Source organism: Pseudidiomarina planktonica (assembly GCF_900177775.1).
Lineage (GTDB): Bacteria > Pseudomonadota > Gammaproteobacteria > Enterobacterales > Alteromonadaceae > Pseudidiomarina > Pseudidiomarina planktonica.
On sequence record NZ_FXWH01000001.1, the window covers coordinates 138,299 to 159,570 of the forward strand.

Sequence of the window (21,272 nt, forward strand, 5' to 3'; positions counted from 1 at the left end):
CTTACCACTGATAATTCCAAGTTAGGCTCATGGTACGTCCGCGCCCGGTGAAGTTGCGGTTGTCACCACCTACGGTTTGCGCGTAGTAAGTGAAATAGTACTCGTCCAGTAGGTTTTCGATACCAACCGAGAACTGTCCCATATCGCGCGTTTCAATCAGAAAGGTCGCATCTACCGTGTGGTAGCCGTCAAAGTTATTAATGGCTTCCGCGCCAGTATAAATATTGCGGTCAAAGAGCTTATTCAATTGTACGCGGCTACTGACCAAGTCTGTCCACTGTTGCGACCAGAACAAGTTGGCGCGTTTCGGTGCAATATTACGACCACCCAGCTTAGTGTCGACCGAGCCATCATCATTGCTGTCGTACTTACCGTTAGTGTCGGCGTAGTTCAAACCAATGGCGGTGTTGGTAGATAGCGCATAGGTTGCACTGAATTCAATACCATCAATGTCCGTTTTTTCCCGCTGAACGCTGTAAAAACCATCAGCGTCGGCCTGCAAGCGAGCACCTAAGTCGGAACCCGAACGGAAATAGCTGATAGACGCCGTGAGTGCGTCGCCGCGATATTCAAGGCCAACTTCTTCGTTATCAGCAATAACCGGCTGCAAGTCCAGGAAGTTGCTAACACTTAAGTCGGGTGTCGAAATACCACGTAATACACGGCCCACATCGGGCATGCTGAAGCCTTCCGAGTAGCTGGCAAATACGCGCCATTGATCAGTTAAAGCATAAACCGCACCCACGTTTGTCAGTAATTCATTAAAACTGGGTTCACCGCCTTCAACAAAAACCGAACCGTACGAGGCTAAGGTGGTGAAGTCATTTGCTTTTAACTTGCCGTACTCATAGCGTAAACCACCACTTAAAGTCAGGCCGTTGGCTTGATATCGCAGCTGCGCGTATGGCGCCCAGTTTTGGAATTCAGTTTCCGGTACCCATTTGCGACCTGTTTGCGCCAGCTCCTGAAAGGTTTTGTCGTTTAAGAAATCTAAACCAGCACTGACAGAGATTGGTGACTGCTGAATATTGTTCCAGTTTAAGGTAACGCGTGAACCATATTTACGAGAGTCGTTACGCGACTGATCAAAGAGCTCGTCGCCGTAGGCCGGATCTTGGAAAGTGGCATAAGTGCCGCCGCCGTACAGCGCCGAAAAGTCCTGCAAGAACAGCTGCCAGTTTAAATCTGCCATTAGAAAGTTGCTGTTGCTATACGTCAGGCTTGAGGTGGTTACTTCATTTTCTGGTGCGTCACCCGGGTAGGCACCTTTTACCGATAAAGTTGGCTCGCCTGCAGCGCGGTCGCCGCCCACCGAGTAATAGTCACCGTTACCGGACATATCAAAACGATTCAACATGAACTCAAGACGTTGTTGCGTATCAATGTCGTAACCAACTTTGGTAAATAAGTCGTAGCTCTTAGAGTCCATGGTGTCGCCTTGGGCGGTATCCACACCAATTAACTGGCCTTCGCCGTCTACGTACATGCCGGTATCGCGGTATTGCGCACCAAACACTAAGTCCCACTGACCACGGTCGTGTCGCAGCAGGTAACCAGCCTGATAGCCTAGGCCGTCAGAGAACTCCGAATCGGGTGCAGTAAAGCCGGCGTTCACCTCGTGGTTGGTGCCTTCTTCTGCACTCTTAGTCACGATATTAATAATACCGCCACTGGCGCCCATGCCCTGAATAGCGCTGGCGCCATGAATAACTTCCACGCGCTGAATCATGAATGGGTCGATGGTGTAAGCTGCTCGGGCGCCGTTACGCAATGGATTTGACTGCGGCACGCCGTCAATTAAGTAAAGCGGCTCGCGGCCACGCAGCGTTTCACCGGAGCTGGTGAGCTTTTGACGCGATGGAGAATAAGCAGGAATAAGGTTACCCAGAATATCGGATAAAGACTCGGCTACGCTTAGTTGCTGGCGGAGTTCGTCACCTTCAATAACAGTAACTGTTGCCGGAATAGCACTTTGTGGAACCGTGGTGCGAGAGGCCGTAATGGTAATGGTTTCATCAACATCCGTTTGCTGAGCCGCAGCAGACGTTGATAACAAAGCAGCAATAGTTAGCGAAAGCGATTTCTTAAACATGAGAATCCTTATCCGTCACAAATTTTATGCTGATGATAATCATTCTCATTACGAAGTCAAGGCTGATAGGTTTATATTGTTCTTGTTAGTCAGTGAAATAGGCAGCCACAAGCTCTGGCCGCCTATGCCTTAAGTTATTTAAGCGCTGGCTTTATTAGCAATCAATTCCGCGTCCAGTAGGCCGCTTTCTTTATAGCCGGGCGCTCGTCAACGCGTTCCACATAGCTTTTGAACGAGTCTCGCTCTTCCAGCGTTTTGAATTGCATACCCCAGCCAATATGGCTTGCAATGTAAACGTCGGCGGCGGTGAATTGCTCGCCGCAAATAAATGGGCCTTTGGAAATGGCCAGTTCAAGGGCTGCCATAACCTCGTTCAAAGTGCCCGAGCCAACCATCTGCTCGTTCCCTTCAATAGCCCAGCCACAGGCTTTGGCACTGGTTGCCAGTTCTACCGGACCGGCACCAAAGAACAGCCAGCGGTAGTAGGTTCCACGTTCAGGGCTGTCTGGGGCCGGCGCTAAGTTCTTTTCTGGAAACTGATCGGCAAGATACGCACAAATAGCGGCTGTTTCGGTAACCACCAGATCGCCGTGCGTTATTGCCGGAACCTTACCTAAAGGGTTAATTTTCAGATACTCAGGCGTTTTCATCTGGCCGTTATAATCAAGCACCTTCGTGGTGTATTTAGCGCCAACCTCTTCCAGCATACGGCGAACAATACAGGCCCGGGATTCAGGGTTAGTGTAGAACACGATTTCTTTATTATTTTTTGACATCAGGTTGCTCCTTTTTTAATGGGGTTTACTACTATTTCGAACTATAGTCGTGGTATAGGTCATTATTAGTCCTATATAAAAATCTTTACGAAAATTTATTTTTAGAACTTAATGCATAGGAAATAAATGACTGGGCCAACCACACGAGTATTAGCGTTACTGGAGCTACTGCAGTCCCATAAACGCCTGAACGGCAGCGAACTTGCTGAAATGCTTGGCGTAGATAAACGCACAGTAAGGCGTTACGTTCGAGCGCTTGAAGATTTAGGTATTCCGGTAACCACAGAGCAGGGGCCGCATGGTGGTTATATGCTAGTGGCTGGTTTTAAGCTGCCGCCCATGATGTTCACCCACGAAGAAACGCTGGCGCTGTCGTTAGGGTTGCTGGCCGCGAAAACACTGCAATTAACAGATGCTTCGCCTGCGCTAACCAGCGTTCAGGCTAAATTAGAGCGGGTGATGCCAGAGCATATTCAGGCACGCGCCCGATCCATTACGCAGCACACGAATTTGCTATTACCAGACGGTGGCTTGCCGCAAGAGCAGGCGTTACTCATGCCATTAATGGAAGCCATAGAAAGCCAGCGGCGGGTACAGATAATTTACGTTGGCAAAGAGAAAGCCGGGTTAGAGCGTGAGTTAGATCCTTATGGCATGTTCTACAGGCTTGGCCATTGGTATATCGGTGGTTTTTGCCACCTGCGCCAGGCATTGCGCATTTTCCGGTTAGACCGCCTAGCAGAAGTAACACTACTTAAAGATAAGTTTGAACGGCCCACCAACTACAACGCCGCCGAGCAGTTCAATGAGAACCTGTGTAACATGCCCGGAAATTTGGCGGTTCGCGTTTTACTACATACCGATCTGGACACCGCCACCAGAGAGCTGGGCTCAAGTGCCAGCATATTAAAGCCTGAGGGCGACGCGCTATATATTGAAACCATGGTGGACAGCACGCACTGGTTTGCCTGGTGGCTGGCGCGGTTACCGTTCGATTTTACCATTATAGGCCCCGACAGCTTGAAACAAGCCTTGCGTGAGCGCGCCGAGAAGCTTATGAGTTACTGTTAACAGTTAGTGACGATGGCGAATGTAAAGAATGTGACGAGAGAACGACCACCAACTGAAAAGGAAATGTAAAAAACCTCTTTCTTAACTGAACTTTTACGCTAAGACGGCTGCAAACCCTTGTAATACCTGATGTTCAGGGCCAATCTTACGCCAATGATTTCAATGGAGGTTAGTTACATGAACGTAAAAACACTTTTTATTCCTACTGCTATTTCTGCCGCTCTTTGTTTAGGCTTAGCTGCTCCGTCAGCACAAGCGCAAGAGCCATCCTTTAGTTACATCGGTGGTAGCTACATCGAGCTCGATGAAGCTGATACTACGTTTGATGGTTATGAAGCAGAAATTTCCAGCCAGCTAGGTGAACGCTGGTTCTTATCCGCAAGCTACGCACAACTTTCAGGCGACTGGACCGGCGGAGAAGAACTTGACTTGGATGTCGGTTATGCACGCTTAGGCTTCATTGTCGGTGACGCTGAAAATGCAGCGTTCTACCTTGGTCCACAGGCTCAATACCTGAAAGCGGACTTCGGTTTTGGCTCAGATGGCGAGTTTGATATCGCTTCAGAAAGCGAAACTGACTACGGTGCTTTCGGTGGCGTGAAGGTTATGCTGGGTGATCGTATTGAGCTAAACGGTGAAGCAAGCTGGGTCGACATGGAAGACGAAAACTTTACTTCATACTCAGCTGGCGTGAAGTTCTTTATCACGAAGAACTTTGCTGCGACGGGTGAAGCTCAGTTTGGCGATTTAGACGGCTTTAAAGTGGGCCTTAGCTACCACTTCTAAACCTGTCGGTTAAACAAAAGCGCGGTTACTTATTGAGGTGCCGCGTTTTTTTGTGCCTGAAGCTCTCTGCGCACCTTCTTCAAGCTAGACATACGCCCCATAATTCCCTACAATCCCCGCTCGCTAACACATCTGCTGCTAGCGCGACTTAACGCATCAGCAACCCCCGCTGCAATGCCAAAGTCACAACCTAATAATGCACCCGTAGCTCAGCTGGATAGAGCGCTGCCCTCCGGAGGCAGAGGTCAGAGGTTCGAATCCTCTCGGGTGCGCCATTTCTTGGTCTGCAGTTATTTTATCCCTTTCGTATCTACTCTAAATTCTTCTCTTTTCTGCTTTTTCGGTGTGGCCGCTAGCTGTTGTGACTGATTTTTCGGTGGATCAAGGCTGTGTCCATTCTGTGTCCAGATCGTGACCGGGGTTTTCATCGCTAAAATTTAGACCAATGATTTTGACCTTTGCCTCTTTTCTAATACTACCCCAAAGTAAAAAGATCGATTATGCAAAGGACAATAGTTTTTACCTGCACTGGTTCCGCACTTTGGACGAAGCACGTTACGACATTAAGTAGTGGCAGCGCCATTACAACGAGGAAACACCTCACAGTTCACTGAATTATTTACCGCCAGCTGAATATGCAAAACATGTGGCATAAAAACTGAAATCTCATTGAAAATGTGGTGTTATTTCAGGGGAAAGGTCAATGCTGTAGAGACATCAATTAGTTACTCGAGTACTGTACTGGTGGCGGTATAGGCCTTGTAGTTGGAGGGCCTTTGGGAGCCGTTATCGGTGGGCCTATCGGTTTCGGGTTGGGTCAATTAGGAAGCTTTGGATATGGCCTTGCACGAGCGGCCGAGACGATATGCGTACAGAAAACTATTTGGGTGATAAATGAGACTAGTATATTTTAGCGGCCATTATTGGCCGCTCTTTATAAATTTAGGTGCAATATGAAAAAAAATGTTAGAACTGCTGTGTCTATCATATTAATCATAACGATCCCATACGTTATTTTTATTGTACTCCCCTCCATTTTTTGGGGAGATAAAACTTTTTACATCAAGTATCTTGACCTCTTGTTTGATTTTTTTGCCGTGATATCAGTAGCCATTGGCTTCTCTTACTTAGGCCGAAATAGGAATGATAATAATAGACTTTAGTGGTTCTTATATTTTTTAAATTGATAAGTCATAAACATTTCAATTATAACTATTTAGTTATCAAACGATTGATAAGAGTTTGATTAAAGCTAGTCGTCATATGCCTAGCTTAATTCAGCTATATGAATCGCCACTAGTTCACTAGACACTCCCTGTTGAATAACCCCCGCATAAGTTTTACTCTCGTAATTCTCAACGGTCTGAGTTAAGTACCACCCTATGGACAATTCTATACTGCTGACCCCGCTGCAGATTGTGGACTTATTTGGTCGCTTTGCCGCCGTTGGCGTGCTGTTCAGTTTGCTGCTGAATATCTGTTATCGCGCTGCGCCAAAACTAGCCTTAAGCTATGTGTTTCTGCTGGTTTGTTGTATTGCCTATCTGCTACTTACCGCACCTATTGCGAATCACCACTATGGCTGGCTGCGCCCACCGCTGCTATTGCTCACAGACCTCACTCCGCTTGCACTGCTAAACCTTTACTGGCTGCATACCAGAGATAAATTAATACTGTCCGCTGCGCCCCGGTGGGTACAGTTGCTTGTCGTCGGGTGGCTGTTGTGGCTGAGCTATTTCTTCTTGGTCGAGGCCGGGCGGGGAATTTATCACGACCTGCACCACGTGTTGGGCTTGTCGATATTGGTGTACATTCTGATAGATGCAATTAAAGGTTTTGAAGATGATCTGGTTGAAAGGCGCCGGCGACTTCGGCTGATTATGATCACCGCTATCAGTTTTTATATGGTGCTGTTAACACTGGTTGAGCTCAGCCAGTCGAATTTTAAAGACTACTGGCTGTTCAGCCTTGGCAATGCAATTACGGCGTTGCTGGTAAGTGTTTACTTCACCTGGAGATATATCCAGACCTCAAAAGGCGCATCAACGGAATCTCTTTCTGTCCCAGACAATTCTAGTGCAGAAAAGAAAGACACTGAGAGCAACGAGCACCCGTTAGTTGCTCTGCTTGCCGACACCATGAAGCGCGGTTTTTACACTCGCAATGGTTTGTCCATAAATCAGTTGGCCAGTGAATTAAAAGTACCGTCGCATCAGTTGCGCAAGGTAATCAATTCTCAAATGGGTTTTGATAACTTCACTCAGTTCGTGAATAGTTATCGAATACCGGCCGTACGTGATGCTTTGTCGGATCCAAACCGTGCCAGAGAGTCCATACTTACCATTGCGTTGGAAGCCGGGTTTAATTCTATTGCGCCTTTTAACCGGGCCTTCAAACAACAAATGAGCATGACTCCCCGCGAATATCGTGATCGATTTCAAAAACGATCATAACTTTTCAGTATCAATAAGACATTAACCGCCAATCTGTCTAGTTTCCTGAACCATCATTAATTGAAAGTTCAGGAGCATGCAATGCGCAAGTTTGCTTTATTCATCGTTATTTTTATTCTTATCGCCAGCTACATTATGCTCGCGCCTGTTTATCAGTTTTATTCCCACGGAGGAAAGGTTCCCATGCCTGCGTGGGGCTACGTGACAATTCCCGCTGACAGCCCCAGCTTTTCTCAGGTAGAAGATGATCGATATGCACAAGCTGCCGAAAACGCGACTTCAATACTTGAAGCGCATCGCCAAACTATTAACAGCCCGGGTATTTCAGCTGCGGTTGCGATTGACGGTAAGCTGGTGTGGGCAGGAGGCGCAGGTTGGGCCGACATAGAGGCTGACAAGCCGGTTAGCAGACAAACACAGTTTCGTATCGGCAGTACCTCAAAGGCTCTTACGTCAACGTTGTTGGCGCGTCTGGTGCAGGAAAATACCTTGGGTCTAGATACGCCTTTGGCAACCATGCACGTGGGTAATCTGAATCCGAACTGGAGAAACATTACGCCGCGGCAACTGGCCTCGCATATGGCGGGCGTTCCGCATTACGGTGAAAGTACGGAGTGGGCAGGTCTTTATCGATTTATGACCATCAACACCCGTTATGAGAATGTACTGGATGCGGTTCATTTGTTTGACGACAGTGACCTGTTATTTGCCCCAAGCGAGGACTTCAGTTACTCCAGCCTGGGCACAGTGTTACTTAGTGCGGTGATGCAGGAAGCCGGTAACGCTCCTTATCAGCAATTGATGCAAACCCAAGTGTTTGCGCCGCTTGGTATGGAACACACTTACCCCGAGCCGCCTATAGGTGAAGCCACGGCCGATATGGCGCGCTTCTACTGGCGCAGCGATGAGTCGAAACCCGTTGTCAGGCCTTGGCGAAATGTAGATTTGAGTCATCGGCTGGCCGGTGGTGGCTTTATTTCAACGCCCTCAGATTTGGTTAAGCTAGGGCAGGGGTTCCTGAATAATGAATTTATTTCGGCCGAGGTTCGCAAGCAATTCTGGACAGTACAAAGGCTCAACAACGGCGAAGAAAATGAGCAAAAGTATGCTCTTGGCTGGCGCGTGCCCACGTACGAATATGGTGAGGGTATTGGTGAGCTGATGATTGCCAATCATGGTGGCGTTTCGCGCGGCTCACAGAGCTGGCTGATGGTTATTCCCCAGTACAAGATGGCGGTAGCGGTGAATATAAACACCAAAACCGACACCTTCTGGGATTTCGGCAGTGTCTCTACTGAGCTTGCCCGGTTTTTTATAAAGGCTCAGCAACAATCGCAGTCCCAATAAAGTATCGGTATTGATATACATATAGTGATTAATTGCACATCTATAAATTGACAAATAAGGAAGCGGCCGCTCGTTTTCATCGGCTAACGCAAGTAATCCATCATCTTCTTTGGTATCACCGTAGGCGTAGATTTTGTTATAGCTGTCGAGGTCTATATAACGACTCTGTCTCCGTTTTGTTGATGCCACTTCAACTTCTCGATGGCCTCAATGCGCAGTACCGAAGGTATAAAATTTTTAGCATGCAACAGGCCTTCCCTATCTATTGTTTTTTTATCCATTCCGTTAAAGGCAACCCTGACACCTCAAAATGAGGCTTGCTCGAGTAGCGCGATTAAGGTAGCAATGGGCTGTCCTGACCTAAAGTTACTCGTTTAAGTTTACACATTAAAAATCTGCTTGACGTGTAGATATTGCAGCGAAATAAATGTTTTAGGCTAATGTCACGAAACTGGACAAAATCCAAGTTTGAAGATAGCTTAAAAATTCTTATCGGCGTTCTTTCCTATTAATCTTTCGCTATTGTTGTAGTTCACGAACGACTAGACCTCGATTTAGAATGAAAGCATGGCGTGAAAGGGGAACAAGCCAGTGGCCTTAAGACTTAATATTGCAGTTTCTCTTTTGCTGTTGTCTAACGTGGCGATAGCCGATTGTGGGCAGATGCTGTCGCAATACCGGATGAAGGCATGGCAGACAGACGATGGTCTGCCTCTAGATGCGGTGTACGCTATCGCCCAGACACCCGACCGCTTTATCTGGATTGCGACCGAGGATGGTCTTGCGCGCTTCGATGGTACTGAGTTCCAGCGCGTCGATCTTGGCTTGGTATTGGGCGATGCGCCGGAATACATGCAGTCGCTCGCTGTGACGCCTGATGGGGACCTGCTTGCCGGGAGCGTTTCACCCGGACTGCTGCAACTGGGTGCGGACGATCCGGCACTGCTCTCGGTGGATATCCCGGTGCGACAACTGCTGCAAGCACCGGACGGGAACCTTTGGATGGGCTCGCGCTCGGAAGGTGTGCGCGTTTGGCCAGAAGGCGGTGAACCGACAGTATTAGAAGATACCCGCTCTTTGCAGATCAGTGTATTGGCGCCTCGGAGCGAAGGTGGCGTTTGGATTGGATATGGCAACGCCGGTGTCCAGTACGCGAAGGAGCAACGGGTCTACGATATTTCGGCGAATGATGACATTCTGGAGACACTTAGTGTGTTGTCTCTAATGGAGGACAGCTCAGGGGGACTCTGGATTGGCGCAAGAGAAGGTTTCTTTCGTTTTGAAGCCGGAATTCTTAAGCGAGTTGCGGGCGTCGAGAGTAACGTCAGTGCCTTGCTCGAGGATGCGGAGGGAGCCATTTGGATAGGGCTTGCTGACGGCGGCATCGGGCGTCTGTGTGCCAATGAAGGAATCGACTGGCTGTTGCCGGAGCATGGACTACCCGCTGGCCCAATCAAGGCGTTCCTCAAGGACGCGGATGATAGTGTTTGGATTGGCATGCATGGCGGAGGGCTAGTGCACTTGTCGCGCGGTGCCGCGCTACCACTGACTGCAGCGCAAGGCTTGCCGTCACGTCCAGCGTTGCCAGTGCTAGAAACGGGCAATGGCGTGATCTGGATCGGTACCTTTGGAGGGGGGCTGGTCCGCTATGACGGTCGCAACACGAAAGTCATCACTGAGCGTGATGGTCTTACCAGCAACTGGGTTTTTTCCTTGAGCGAGGGTGAGAATGGGGATCTATGGGTCGGCACACGAGAGGGTATATCGCTATTGCGCGAGGGGTCGCTGGATCATGTAATTGCCATGGGTGACGGGCTAATGAATACGACGGCAGTGGCGATCCTCTACGAGTCTGGAGGGTTGTGGATTGGCTCTCCAACGGGGTTCGCGCGTCTGCAGGATGGTCAACTACGTACGTACACGACCTCTGGCAAACCCGTCACCTCCGCAGTCACTCAGATATTCCGCCGTCGTGATGGTACGCTTCTTATTGCTACCGATGGTGATGGGGTGTACCAGCTTAAGAACGACGTGCTCGAACGCCCGATCTACAATAAGGATCTTCCGAGCCCGTTGGTATTTGCCTTTCACGAACAAGAAAACGGCGACCTGTGGGTTATGACAGCGCGGGGTCTGCTTCGCCATGATGGTGAAACTTCCAGTACCATGACAACGGCAAACGGCCTGCCTGACCCCCACCTGTTTTCCATGCTCGATGATGGCCTTGGCTACTTCTGGTTCAGTGGCAATCGCGGCGTATTCAGGGTCACTCATGATGCCCTGCAGTCAGTTGCGGAAGAGGGGGGGCAGTTGGAATATACGGAGCGCTTCACCGCCGCAGACGGTATGCCTAGGACCGAGACCAACGGCGGCTTCCAGCCCACTGCGTGGCGTAGCAACGATGGTCGCCTGTGGTATCCGACGAGTGATGGTGTGGCAGTGTTCGACCCGGCATCATTAGTCGCGTCGGATACCCGCATACCTCAGGTTTATGTCGACGCAGTGCACGCTGGCGAGGTCTCATTGTCCACCGATGCCGGCATTAAGCTTTCACCGAACCCGCCGCCGCTCAGGTTTAGCTACACCGCACCCGAGTATCTTAATTCGCAGCGGGTAAACTACCGCTACCGCATGCTTGGTTTGGAGGACGCTTGGTACCCAGCCACGGAGCGCCATGCGCTGTATCACGGTCTGCCCGCCGGTAATTTCACCTTCAACGTGCAGGCGAGGATTGATCGGGGGCCATGGTCGTCATCCACCGAAATTCCGGTTACTGTAAGGCGTCATTTGCTGCAAACGCCACTGTTCTGGGGTGTACTGGCATTGTTGGCGCTATTAGCAGCAGGCACCTTCTATCATCTGTACCAGCAGCGCCGGCGCCAGCGCGAAATGCAGCAGCAACAGGCGCAAAAGCTGGAGTCCATAGGTCTGTTGGCCAGCGGAGTGGCGCACGATTTCAATAATGTCCTGCAGGTTATTATCGGTGGTGCCGAAACATTGCAGTTGCGCTTCACCGACAACGCAGACATACAGCGCGATATTAATCCTATACTCAACGCCGCGGCTCAAGGAGTGGGTCTATCGCGCCAACTGCTTACCTTCGCACGCCAGGAACCGGGGCGCCCTGCGGCGGTGTCGCTGCGGGATGAGGTGGTCCGGGCTTCGGGGCTCGTGGAGCGCCTTGTGCCGTCTTCAATAAAGTTGACAATCGATGCCAGCGATGACGTCGGCATCTGTGTGATTGATCCGGTACAGCTTCAGCAAGTGCTGCTTAACCTGGTTACTAACGCCCGTGATGCTACGCCAGCTGGGGGCAGTATTCGCATCGAGGTAGCATGCGGCGCACCCGGCTGGGCTCATATCCGGGTAATAGACTCTGGTGTGGGAATCTCTGCAAAGGCACGCGAGAGGATCTTCGAACCGTTCTTCACAACTAAGGGAGTGGGTAAAGGAACCGGACTGGGGCTATCAGTCAGCTATGGTATCGTGAATAATGCGGGTGGCCGTATCGAGGTTGCATCACGCATTGGTTCGGGCACAACTTTTGATGTGATCCTGCCCACAAAGAAGGCGGGTACCGATGGGGCCTCATTGCCTTAACCCCCTGCAGTCGACAGGGAATGATACATTGGGTGCCCCGGCGGCAGAGCAAGGTCTCTGATTTCTTTCGTTACGTTGGGTGATGTAAATTTTATTCATTTTCTGTAGGGTTATTTGTATGACACCAGTAAAAATTCCGATGAATGAGGCTGAGCGTCTTGCGGCACTCAAAAGTCTACAGATCCTCGATACCCCTGCCGAGAAGCGATTTGATCGTTTAGCGCGTCTCGCTGCGCATATATTAGATGCGCCAATAGCACTTATTAGCCTAGTAGATGAAAATCGACTGTGGTTTAAAGCCCATTTTGGAATGGATGTATGTGAGGCCCCACGTAAATTTTCATTTTGTAGTCATGCACTTGATAGTTATTCACCTTTCATCGTAAAGGATGCAGCGCAAGACCCGCGCTTTACGAATAATCTTTATGTAAGCGGTGCGCCCGGGGTTCGCTTTTATATAGGTATTCCCTTGCGTGGGCCTGGTGATCATATTGTCGGTACGCTTTGCGTGCTTGACACTAGCACTCGCGAGATAGTGACAAGTGATATTGATGCATTGCAAGATGTCGCAAAAATTGTGGAAGGTCAATTGCGGCATGTAGAATTGGAATCTGTTAGCGCTGAATTACAGCGAAGCAATCAAAAATTAGCAGCAATTATTCTAGCTTCGCCGTTAGCCATTATTACTTGCGACCTGAATCAACATATAGATGTGTGGAACTCCAGTGCAGAGACGTTGATTGGCGTTACGGCGAACAACGCGGCTGGCAAGCAATTAGCCGATATCAGTCAAGCGTTGTCAGATAAATTATTCGAAATGTCCCAGCAAATATCTAAAGGAGGCATTGTACGGGATGAGTTGTTCGATATTCGATTAGCCAACGGATGCCACCGGCATCTTGACTTATCAGTAGCGCCATTAAATGGACTGGATGGTCAGCAAAACGGTTTCACCCTTGTGATTGTTGATGTTACTGAGCGAGAACATTTACTGCAAAATAGCGAACATGAACATCAGTTGCTTGAGGCGGTCTTGAACAATTTAGATGCTGGTGTGGCTGCTTGCGATGAATCGGGTACTTTAACTTTTTTCAACCGAGCTGCCCGCGAGTATCTCGGGGAACCGATAAAATCAGGGGCTGAGGAATGGGCCCAACATTATCAGGTGTATGACGGTGCGGGAGAGCAGTTGCTTAAGGCGGAGGAATTGCCGCTTTATCGAGCTTGGATGGGAGAGACTTTAAAAAATGTCGAACTTATTGTACGCCTTACGGGTAAACCAGAGCGAACGTTTATCGCTAACGGTTCAGCGTACGGATCGGAAAGTGCAAAGCATGGTGGTGCCGTCGTGGTGTTCCATGACATCTCGGCGCAAAAAAAGCTTGAGCACGACTTAAAACATCAGGCTACTCACGACAGTTTGACGGGGTTGCCTAATCGCGGTGCATTAATGGAAGTATTGGCAGGTGCGATAGCCAGAGCGGAACGCTCTGGTAACGTGTCAGCTCTGTTTTTTTTAGACTTAGATGGTTTCAAAAATATTAACGATACATATGGGCACCAGGTTGGAGATGAGGTGCTAAAAACAGTTGCCAACCGAATTAAGGGCGCAGTCCGGGCAGCTGACGCTGTTGCGCGTTTGTCCGGGGACGAGTTTGTGATTGTTGCGGAGCAACTTAAAGACCCTAAAGAGGATTGTAAAGTTATTACCAACACAGTGCTGAAAAGTATTACAGCTCCTCTTGCTATTGGGCACGGCTTAGTACTAACAACCAGTATTGGTGTTGCGTTACATCGTGGTAATTGTAATGCCGATGAGCTATTAAAGCTTGCTGATGCGGCGATGTACAAAGCTAAAAGGGAAGGGGCACGCAAAGTTTGTGTAGATGACTCGTATCTTTGATGCCGCTGATGTCACCACAGGCTATTTACGGTAACTAGCCTACTAGGATGATTCGTGCCTTATTATTAGGTCTGTTTTTTAATCTTGCTCCAATACCAAGCGCACCTTAGATGCTAACTCGAGTCTAGTATAAGGCTTGCTAAGAAGGTGAACTCCGCGATCCAAACGGCCATGATGGACTATTGCGTTTTCGGTATAGCCTGAGGTGAATAAAACCCTCAATGCAGGGTATTTTTCTCTCGCTTTTTCTGCCAGCTCGCGACCGTTCATCCCACCCGGCATTACGATGTCTGTCAAAAGGAGATCTATATCGATATTTTTTTCAAGAGCTTCAAGCGCGCTGGGCCCGGAGCCGACAGCGGTGACCTTATATCCGAGATAACGCAACTGACGCTCTAGATTCTGCATCACCAAATCATCGTCTTCAGCAATCAGAATATGTTCTGTACCACCCACAGGTAGATGTTGTTTAGCTGTTTCATAACTCTCCGTAACATTCCGAACTCTAGGAAAATACAGTTTAATGGAAGTGCCTTCGTTAAGTTCGGAGTATATCTTGATGTGTCCACCGGACTGTTTGGTAAAACCAAAAACCATACTTAAGCCGAGCCCGCTTCCTTTTCCTATAGCCTTAGTGGTGAAAAACGGATCGAAGGCTTGGTTGATTGTATCGGCATCCATTCCTATTCCGGTGTCTGATACGCAAATCATGACATAGTCACCGGGTATAACCTCCGAATGATGATTGGCGTAATCGTTATCTAGAATCGCATTATTGGTCTCTATCGTTAGTTTTCCACCGCTGTCCATAGCGTCTCGGGCATTAATGACAAGGTTTAATAAGGCAGTTTCAAGCTCTCCTGCATCAAGCTCTGCAATACCAAGCTGAGGGTTATTTACAAGCTCAAACTCGAGATCCTCTGGCAGTGTCCTACGAATAAGCGGCTGCATTCCTTTCAACAATTGACTCACGTCTGTCGGCTTTGGGTCAAGCGGTTGGCGACGGGCAAATGCAAGTAAACGGCTCGTCAGCTCAGCGCCTCTGCGTGCTGCAGACAAGGTCATTTCAGTCATTTCTCGTAGATCGGAATCAGTAGCGCGGTCTATCATCATTTCGGCATTACCGAGAATGACGGTTAACAAATTATTAAAATCGTGTGCTATTCCTCCTGTGAGATGCCCAATTGCCTCGAGCTTTTGAGATTCGCGTAGTCGTTTCTCCATTTCAAGTTGCTCAGTAATATCGCGTTCAATTGCAACTAAGTGTGTACATTCTTCTTGGTCATTAATAAGGGGCACGATCTCAATTTCGAGATAATACTCCTGGCCTGATTTAGTGTAGTTAATAAGTTGCGCGCGAACTGTCTGCTCTTGTGTGAGTGCAGCTTTTATCTTATCTAGTTCTGCTCGGTCGGTTTTAGGACCCTGCAGCATCCTTGGGCTTTTGCCGATGATTTCGTCTGCGGAATAGCCGGTTATTTTTTCGAAGGCTTGATTAACATAAACAACTTCTGGGCCCGGCTCATTCAACGGGCTGGATTTAGTGATGATAATGATATCGTTTAGCCTTGACACCGCAAGGTCTAACAGTTTAAGCCTTTCTCTTTCAATGCGGAGCACTGTAATATCTGAGAAATAAACCGATATGCCGTCTGAGGATGGGTAGACGTGAACCTCCAACCATATATCTCTCGGTGAAAAGTGCTCTTCAAAATGGAGTTTTTGCTTTTTATCTGACGCTAATCTATATCGCTCGGCGAAAGGGCTGTGGTATCCAATAGGGCATTTTTCCCAAATAATTTCACCAAAGAGCTCGTCAGCTGTGCTGCCGAGTATTTCAGCCGCCTTTTGGTTCACATAAGTAAAACGGAACTCATGGTCAAGGGTGAAAAATGCATCTGTAATACTTTCTACTGTGTGGCGGAATTTTGATGCGAGCTGGTTCGTCTCTTCCTGTAATCTGCGAAGGTCGTCTATGTCAATTGAGGAACCAAACCAGCGAGCAATCTCTCCTTTCTCGTCACGTTGAGCTACCGCTTGAGTTTTAAACCAAATGTACTCTCCGTCATGGCGCTGTAAACGAAAATCAACCTGATACGGGTCTCCAGTATTCACTGACTGACTCCATACCTTTATAGTATTTTCACGATCATCCGGATGGAGGAGTGCAAGCCAGTCATTAACCACCTGTTCTTTTGATTTTCCAGAGAATTGAGCCAAACTGTTGCTGACAAAATCGACAGCTCCGCTAGCATTGGCCGACCAGACTTGCACCGGCATGGCTTCTATAAAGTCATCCATCGTCTTGCGCTGAGCTTGCTCCAGGCTCTTGATCTCAGTATTTTGTTGACTCACTGTGTGCAGTTTTCGAAAGTAAACGTAGGTTAGTAACAATGCTAACCCGGACAGTGCGCGATTGCTGACGATATAAACTTCCGGCAGGTTGGAAAGGTTTGGTGCCCATATATAGTAGGCCGCCGTTGCTAATAAAGCAGCTAAAAGCACGCCAATTTGATTGCGCTTACTAATACCGGGCAATGTCATAGCACAGATGAGCACAGGCACATACAGAGCGCCGTGGGCGAACCCTAGTGGCGTTAGAAAGTCCGTCAGAAAGACCAGAATAAAACCGGCCCAAACTAAAGCGATATTGAATGCGGTATTAGGGAAAAAGGTCGTCATTTTTTTCACAAGGGTTTACCTCGAAGTGCGCGACGTATTTTTGTTATCAGTTCTGCACGAGTATAAGGTTTATTGAACGATGTGAGAGAGATTTTCATTGGTGTGACGCCTCAGCATCGAGAACCTGGCGCACTTTAGTCGCCAGTTCAAGACGGGTGTATGGTTTGCTCAATAGCTCTACGCCTTGGTCTAGACGTCCATGATGGATTATCGCATTTTCGCTATAGCCAGAGGTGAACAGAACTTTAAGAGATGGATGCGTTTTTACTACACTATCTGCCAGTTCGCGACCGTTCATTCCACCCGGCATGACAATGTCTGTTAGAAGTAAATCAATATTGTTATTTGTTGCGAGCGCTTGGAGAGCGTCAGGCCCTGAAGAAACGGCTGTAACCTGATAGCCTAAAGAACGCAATTGCCGTTCTAAATGTTGTAATACTAAGGAGTCATCTTCGGCAATCAGAATATGCTCCTTACCGCCCTGAGGCGACGAATCTGAAGCAGGTTGATAGCGTGTTTGCTGCATACCCCTTACCCGCGGAAAGTAGAGTTTGACGGAGGTGCCCTCGTTGGGCTCTGAGTAAATATTGATATGCCCACCTGATTGTTTGGTAAAGCCAAAAACCATACTCAAGCCCAGACCACTACCTTTGCCTAGTGACTTTGTGGTAAAAAACGGCTCAAATACACGCCGAGCCACTTCGGGACTCATCCCTACTCCGGTATCTGAAACACATATCATAATGTACTCACCAGGCGTGACTTCGGCGTGTCGCTCTGCATAATGTTGGTCCAGCATTGCATTGGCTGTCTCTATAGTGAGCTTACCTCCACCAGGCATTGCATCACGTGCATTAACTATCAAATTTAGTAAGGCTGTATCGAGTTCGTTGGCATCAAGTTCGGCAACGCCAAGGTCAGCTGCCGAAGAGAATTCAAGTTGAATATTCTCAGGCAGCGTGCGGCGAACAAGCTCTCGCATCGACTCCACGAGTTGATTTATATCCGTAGGTTTAGGGTCAAGTGGTTGACGACGAGCAAAAGCTAACAAGCGGCTCGTAAGCTCTGCGCCTCTCGTCGCGGCCGAAACCGTCATCTCTGCCATGAGCTTCTGTTCGGGATCAGTCGCCAGTTCTGCCATCATTTCCGCATTTCCTAAAATAACGGTTAACAAATTATTAAAATCATGGGCGACGCCTCCTGTTAGATGACCGACAGCCTCAAGCTTTTGCGATTCTCGCAGTTTTTCCGCTAACTCCATTCTTTCGGTGATATCGAGCATACTACCAACCATTCGAATAGCTTTGCCGTTTGCGTCACGGATGACAAACCCTCGATCAATTACGTTGGCAATTTGACCATCCTGCTTGATGAAGCGGTATTCGTCGCTCCAATACTCCTGGTCACCGTCAATGACGTCATGGATCCGATTAACCACTTGGTCTAAATCGTCCGGATGGATACGACTTGTCCAGGACTCAGGCCCCGACTCTAGTTCCGACACTGAGTAGCCGAACAACTCTGTCACTGACTCATTCCACCAGATTTGATCGGTGCTAAAGTTCCAGTCCCAAATAACATCATTGGTGGCTTTCGATATGAGATTAAACCGTTCTTGGTGTTCATGTTCCCGAGTCACATCGCGGAAATAAACAGCCAAGCCGTCGGGAATTGGGTAGGCGCTGATGTCAAACCACTTGTTCAGGGGAGGGAAGAATTCCCGAAAACGCACGGTTTCCTGATGTTCCAGCACTCTCTGATATTGTTGTTCTACCAGAGTTCCTTTAGATTCTGGAAATTCAGCCCAAACGTTTTTTCCCAGTAACTGCTCCGTCAGTCGATTCAATAGCACACCCGCCTGTTGGTTCAGATAAGTAAAGTGCCATTGGTGGTTCAATGCAAAAAAAGCATCACTGATACTTTCAAGGATATTGAGTTGACGTTCTTCCGCCTCATCAGCCCGGAGCTGCGCGTCGCGTAAGATGGAAATGTCTTGGAAAGCTCCCTGAACTGCAGTGACTTTATTCTGATCATTGTATTGCGCCTCACCAATAACCCTAACCCAAGGATGCCGTCCGTCCGGGCGTTGCAATTGACAAGTTATATCAAAAGCTTTTCCGTACTGGACACATTGCTCAAACGCAGCTTCAACTATAGGGCGGAAGTCCGGCGCATAGAATTGTATTGCTTTGTTAACGTGTTCAGGCGAATAATCTTCAGGCATGCCATGAATATTAGCGGTCTCCGGCGTCCAGAATACCGACATGGAATCGAGCTCGACGCGCCAGCCACCAAGCTTTGCCTTCTCTCCTGCCAGGCGAACAAGTTGCTCAGCCTGGGTCAATCTGTCCTGTGTTGTGACGAGAGAAGTGATGTCCTGAACGTATCCGACAACGACTTCTCCTTCGGGAGTTATATGACGCTCGCCAACACCTTTAATGTGACGAATACTTCCATCACGGGCGATCACTCGGTGACCAAACAGGATCTGGTCGAGATGATCGTCAGAAAAGCTTTGATAAATCGCTCGAGCAGCGTCCTGGTCATCCGGGTGCACCATGGTAAAATATTTTTCGATATCAGGTGCCGAAAACCAATGGGGTACATCGTAAATATCAAAGACTTGTCTGGACCAATTCAGATCGCCGGTTCTCGGGTTGTATTCCCAAGTACCGAGGCTTAGCAGTCGCTCGGCCGTTTTCATGCGAACCTCATGCTCTTGCAACTTCGACAGCGTCTGTCTCAATTCCTTTGAACGAACCACAATGTCTTGGAGAGCAAGTCGATTACCAGGTTCGGTAAGAGAATCTGTATTATCTTCTTGTATTATTTTTGTAACATCTTCCACTCGGTGCATGATGTACTCTACTGCCCCCGAGCTGTCCATTACTGGGCTATTAACAGGGCTCCAGAACCGCTCTTGAAACTCACCGGAAGGCAATCGTATGGGATAGCGCTGTACACCCATAATGTCGGCAGTTTTCATCGACAAGACTTTTTGTAAAGAGGCGGAGAGGCTTTTAACTCCATCTGTTGAGGAGTCATCAGGGTTGTCTGGAAACACTTCAAATAGTGTTTTGCCAATCAGATCGCCCGGCCGTGTCATCGTCGCTTTCAGATATTCATCAGTAACCGCAATAATCTCAAAATCTTCGGGCGCCAGTACCAGGATTTTTCCCGGTGACGCTCGGAAGAGTCGCTGGTAAAAGGCATCATTAGATTTGGTCATTTTTTATATTTCCCCTTATTTTTTGCTCCAAGCCGAAGCGGCTGACGAGTCCATGGGGCGAGCTATAAAGTAGCCCTGAGCTTCATCACAACCCAGATCTCTGAGGTAATTGAAAGCGATTTCGTCCTCTACACCTTCTGCTACCACGTTCAAACCTAATGATTTGCCAAGCCCAATTACAGCAGCGACAATTTTCTGAGACTCCTCAGAAGTGGACAATGTTTTCACGAACATCTGGTCGATTTTTAATTCCGAGAAAGGAAGTCGTGCTAGTTGTACTAGTGAAGAGTAGCCGACGCCAAAATCATCAATAGATAACTGAAAGCCACGGATGCGGAACTGCGTCAAGCTCTCCAGTAAGGCAAGTGGATTATCCATACTGGCTGTTTCGGTTACTTCCAAAATGATACTCGATGGAGAAATATCATTCTTTTGACACTCGGTTAGCAACCAGCGAGGAAACGTTTGGTCAAGCAAATTAAGTGGTGAAAGGTTGAGGGCGTACTTAAGATTCTGATCTCGTGCTGTTAGTGGTAGATTGGCCAACGCATAACGGTAAATTTGGCGCGTGAGTTCATTGATGAGGCCTGACTGTTCAGCGAGGCTAATGAACTGATCTGGAGGAATCATTCCGCCTTCTTTCTGTGGCCAACGAGCTAAACACTCAAATCCTACTAACTTGCCGGTAAAGCAGGAGGTTTTGGGCTGAAAATGCGCCTCATAAGCATTATTGTTGAGCGCCTGACGAAGTTGGTCAACGCTCACTGGCTGCATGTAAGGCTTGCGTAACGGAGCGATCTCCTCAGTATCTGATGCGAGCAAGGCCAGCAACTCTGTTCGGGAAAAGGGCTTCGATAGCGTGCCCAGTAATTTGAGACCGTTCTCGCGGACAGCTCTGGCCGATGAATCTAAAATACGGCCTCCAAGTCCTGACATCACAACTACAGCCGCCAGGCAATCTGCTTTAGCTAACTCATGAATGACCTCAATACCGTCACGGTCCGCCAGCTGAAGGTCGACGATAACGTGAGAGGGGGACCAGCTACGGACCTTTTGCATAAAGACATCAGCATCACCAGTAAAATCAGTTTCAAAGGATGAAGATTTGGCCATAAAACAGATCGTGCTCGCGACATCTTTTTCATCGTCCAAAACCAATAGGCGACCTGAGTTTTTTGCTGCTTCCATGATAACCCCTCGTTTTTACACCGCCGTGTAAATTTGACCAAGAACAGCCAAAGTGTATGCAAACCAAAAATCGCAATTGGCTTATTAAAGATTTTAAATAACACATCTAAATTTCAAAGCACACTCTCTTTCTGCTTTAAATGTA

The 21,272-nt window shown here is 48.3% G+C and carries 11 protein-coding genes, 1 tRNA gene and 1 pseudogene; 8 read left to right on the forward strand and 5 right to left on the reverse strand.

The features are described from left to right. Window position 1 precedes the first annotated feature (1 nt). Entirely contained in the window at window positions 2-2,092 is a 2,091-nt protein-coding gene (locus CCE91_RS00675; protein ID WP_086433339.1) for a TonB-dependent receptor, read from the reverse strand. A 161-nt stretch (window positions 2,093-2,253) separates the two neighbouring features. After that, window positions 2,254-2,868 (reverse strand): glutathione S-transferase family protein, encoded by a 615-nt coding sequence (locus CCE91_RS00680; RefSeq protein WP_086433340.1) that lies wholly within the window; start codon window positions 2,866-2,868, stop codon window positions 2,254-2,256. A 126-nt stretch (window positions 2,869-2,994) separates the two neighbouring features. Here CCE91_RS00680 and CCE91_RS00685 point away from each other — a divergent pair, with 126 nt between their 5' ends. The 8 genes and pseudogenes from CCE91_RS00685 (at window position 2,995) to CCE91_RS00725 (ending at window position 14,028) form a co-directional block, all read left to right on the forward strand. After that, window positions 2,995-3,939, forward strand: a complete 945-nt coding sequence (locus tag CCE91_RS00685; RefSeq protein ID WP_086433341.1) for a helix-turn-helix transcriptional regulator — start codon at window positions 2,995-2,997, stop codon at window positions 3,937-3,939. 177 nt (window positions 3,940-4,116) lie between these two features. Continuing rightward, complete coding sequence (locus CCE91_RS00690) at window positions 4,117-4,725, forward strand: outer membrane beta-barrel protein (protein ID WP_157984156.1); 609 nt, start codon at window positions 4,117-4,119, stop codon at window positions 4,723-4,725. A gap of 198 nt (window positions 4,726-4,923) precedes the next feature. Further along, window positions 4,924-5,000, forward strand: a tRNA-Arg gene (locus CCE91_RS00695). Between the two features lie 251 nt (window positions 5,001-5,251). Further along, a pseudogene (locus CCE91_RS12210) lies at window positions 5,252-5,380 on the forward strand (integrase core domain-containing protein); the annotation flags it as partial. Between the two features lie 727 nt (window positions 5,381-6,107). Beyond that, window positions 6,108-7,178, forward strand: a complete 1,071-nt coding sequence (locus CCE91_RS00710) for a helix-turn-helix domain-containing protein (protein ID WP_086433344.1) — start codon at window positions 6,108-6,110, stop codon at window positions 7,176-7,178. 81 nt (window positions 7,179-7,259) lie between these two features. Next, on the forward strand, window positions 7,260-8,525 hold the full coding sequence (locus CCE91_RS00715) for a serine hydrolase domain-containing protein (protein WP_086433345.1): 1,266 nt from the start codon (window positions 7,260-7,262) through the stop codon (window positions 8,523-8,525). Window positions 8,526-9,116: 591 nt separating this feature from the next. After that, window positions 9,117-12,125, forward strand: coding sequence for a hybrid sensor histidine kinase/response regulator (locus tag CCE91_RS00720; RefSeq protein WP_086433346.1), 3,009 nt, complete (start codon window positions 9,117-9,119; stop codon window positions 12,123-12,125). Between the two features lie 118 nt (window positions 12,126-12,243). Next, window positions 12,244-14,028: a sensor domain-containing diguanylate cyclase gene (locus CCE91_RS00725; protein WP_086433347.1), complete on the forward strand. Its 1,785-nt coding sequence runs from the start codon at window positions 12,244-12,246 to the stop codon at window positions 14,026-14,028. Window positions 14,029-14,106: 78 nt separating this feature from the next. Here CCE91_RS00725 and CCE91_RS00730 read toward each other — a convergent pair whose 3' ends face one another. From CCE91_RS00730 to CCE91_RS00740, 3 genes are all read right to left on the reverse strand, one after another. Continuing rightward, the gene (locus tag CCE91_RS00730) at window positions 14,107-16,710 is read right to left on the reverse strand and encodes a hybrid sensor histidine kinase/response regulator (protein WP_234996292.1); all 2,604 of its coding nucleotides are present in this window, start codon (window positions 16,708-16,710) and stop codon (window positions 14,107-14,109) included. A gap of 94 nt (window positions 16,711-16,804) precedes the next feature. Further along, window positions 16,805-19,939: a PAS domain-containing protein gene (locus tag CCE91_RS00735; protein ID WP_086433349.1), complete on the reverse strand. Its 3,135-nt coding sequence runs from the start codon at window positions 19,937-19,939 to the stop codon at window positions 16,805-16,807. A 15-nt stretch (window positions 19,940-19,954) separates the two neighbouring features. Then, entirely contained in the window at window positions 19,955-21,127 is a 1,173-nt protein-coding gene (locus CCE91_RS00740; protein WP_086433350.1) for an EAL domain-containing response regulator, read from the reverse strand. Window positions 21,128-21,272 lie beyond the last annotated feature (145 nt).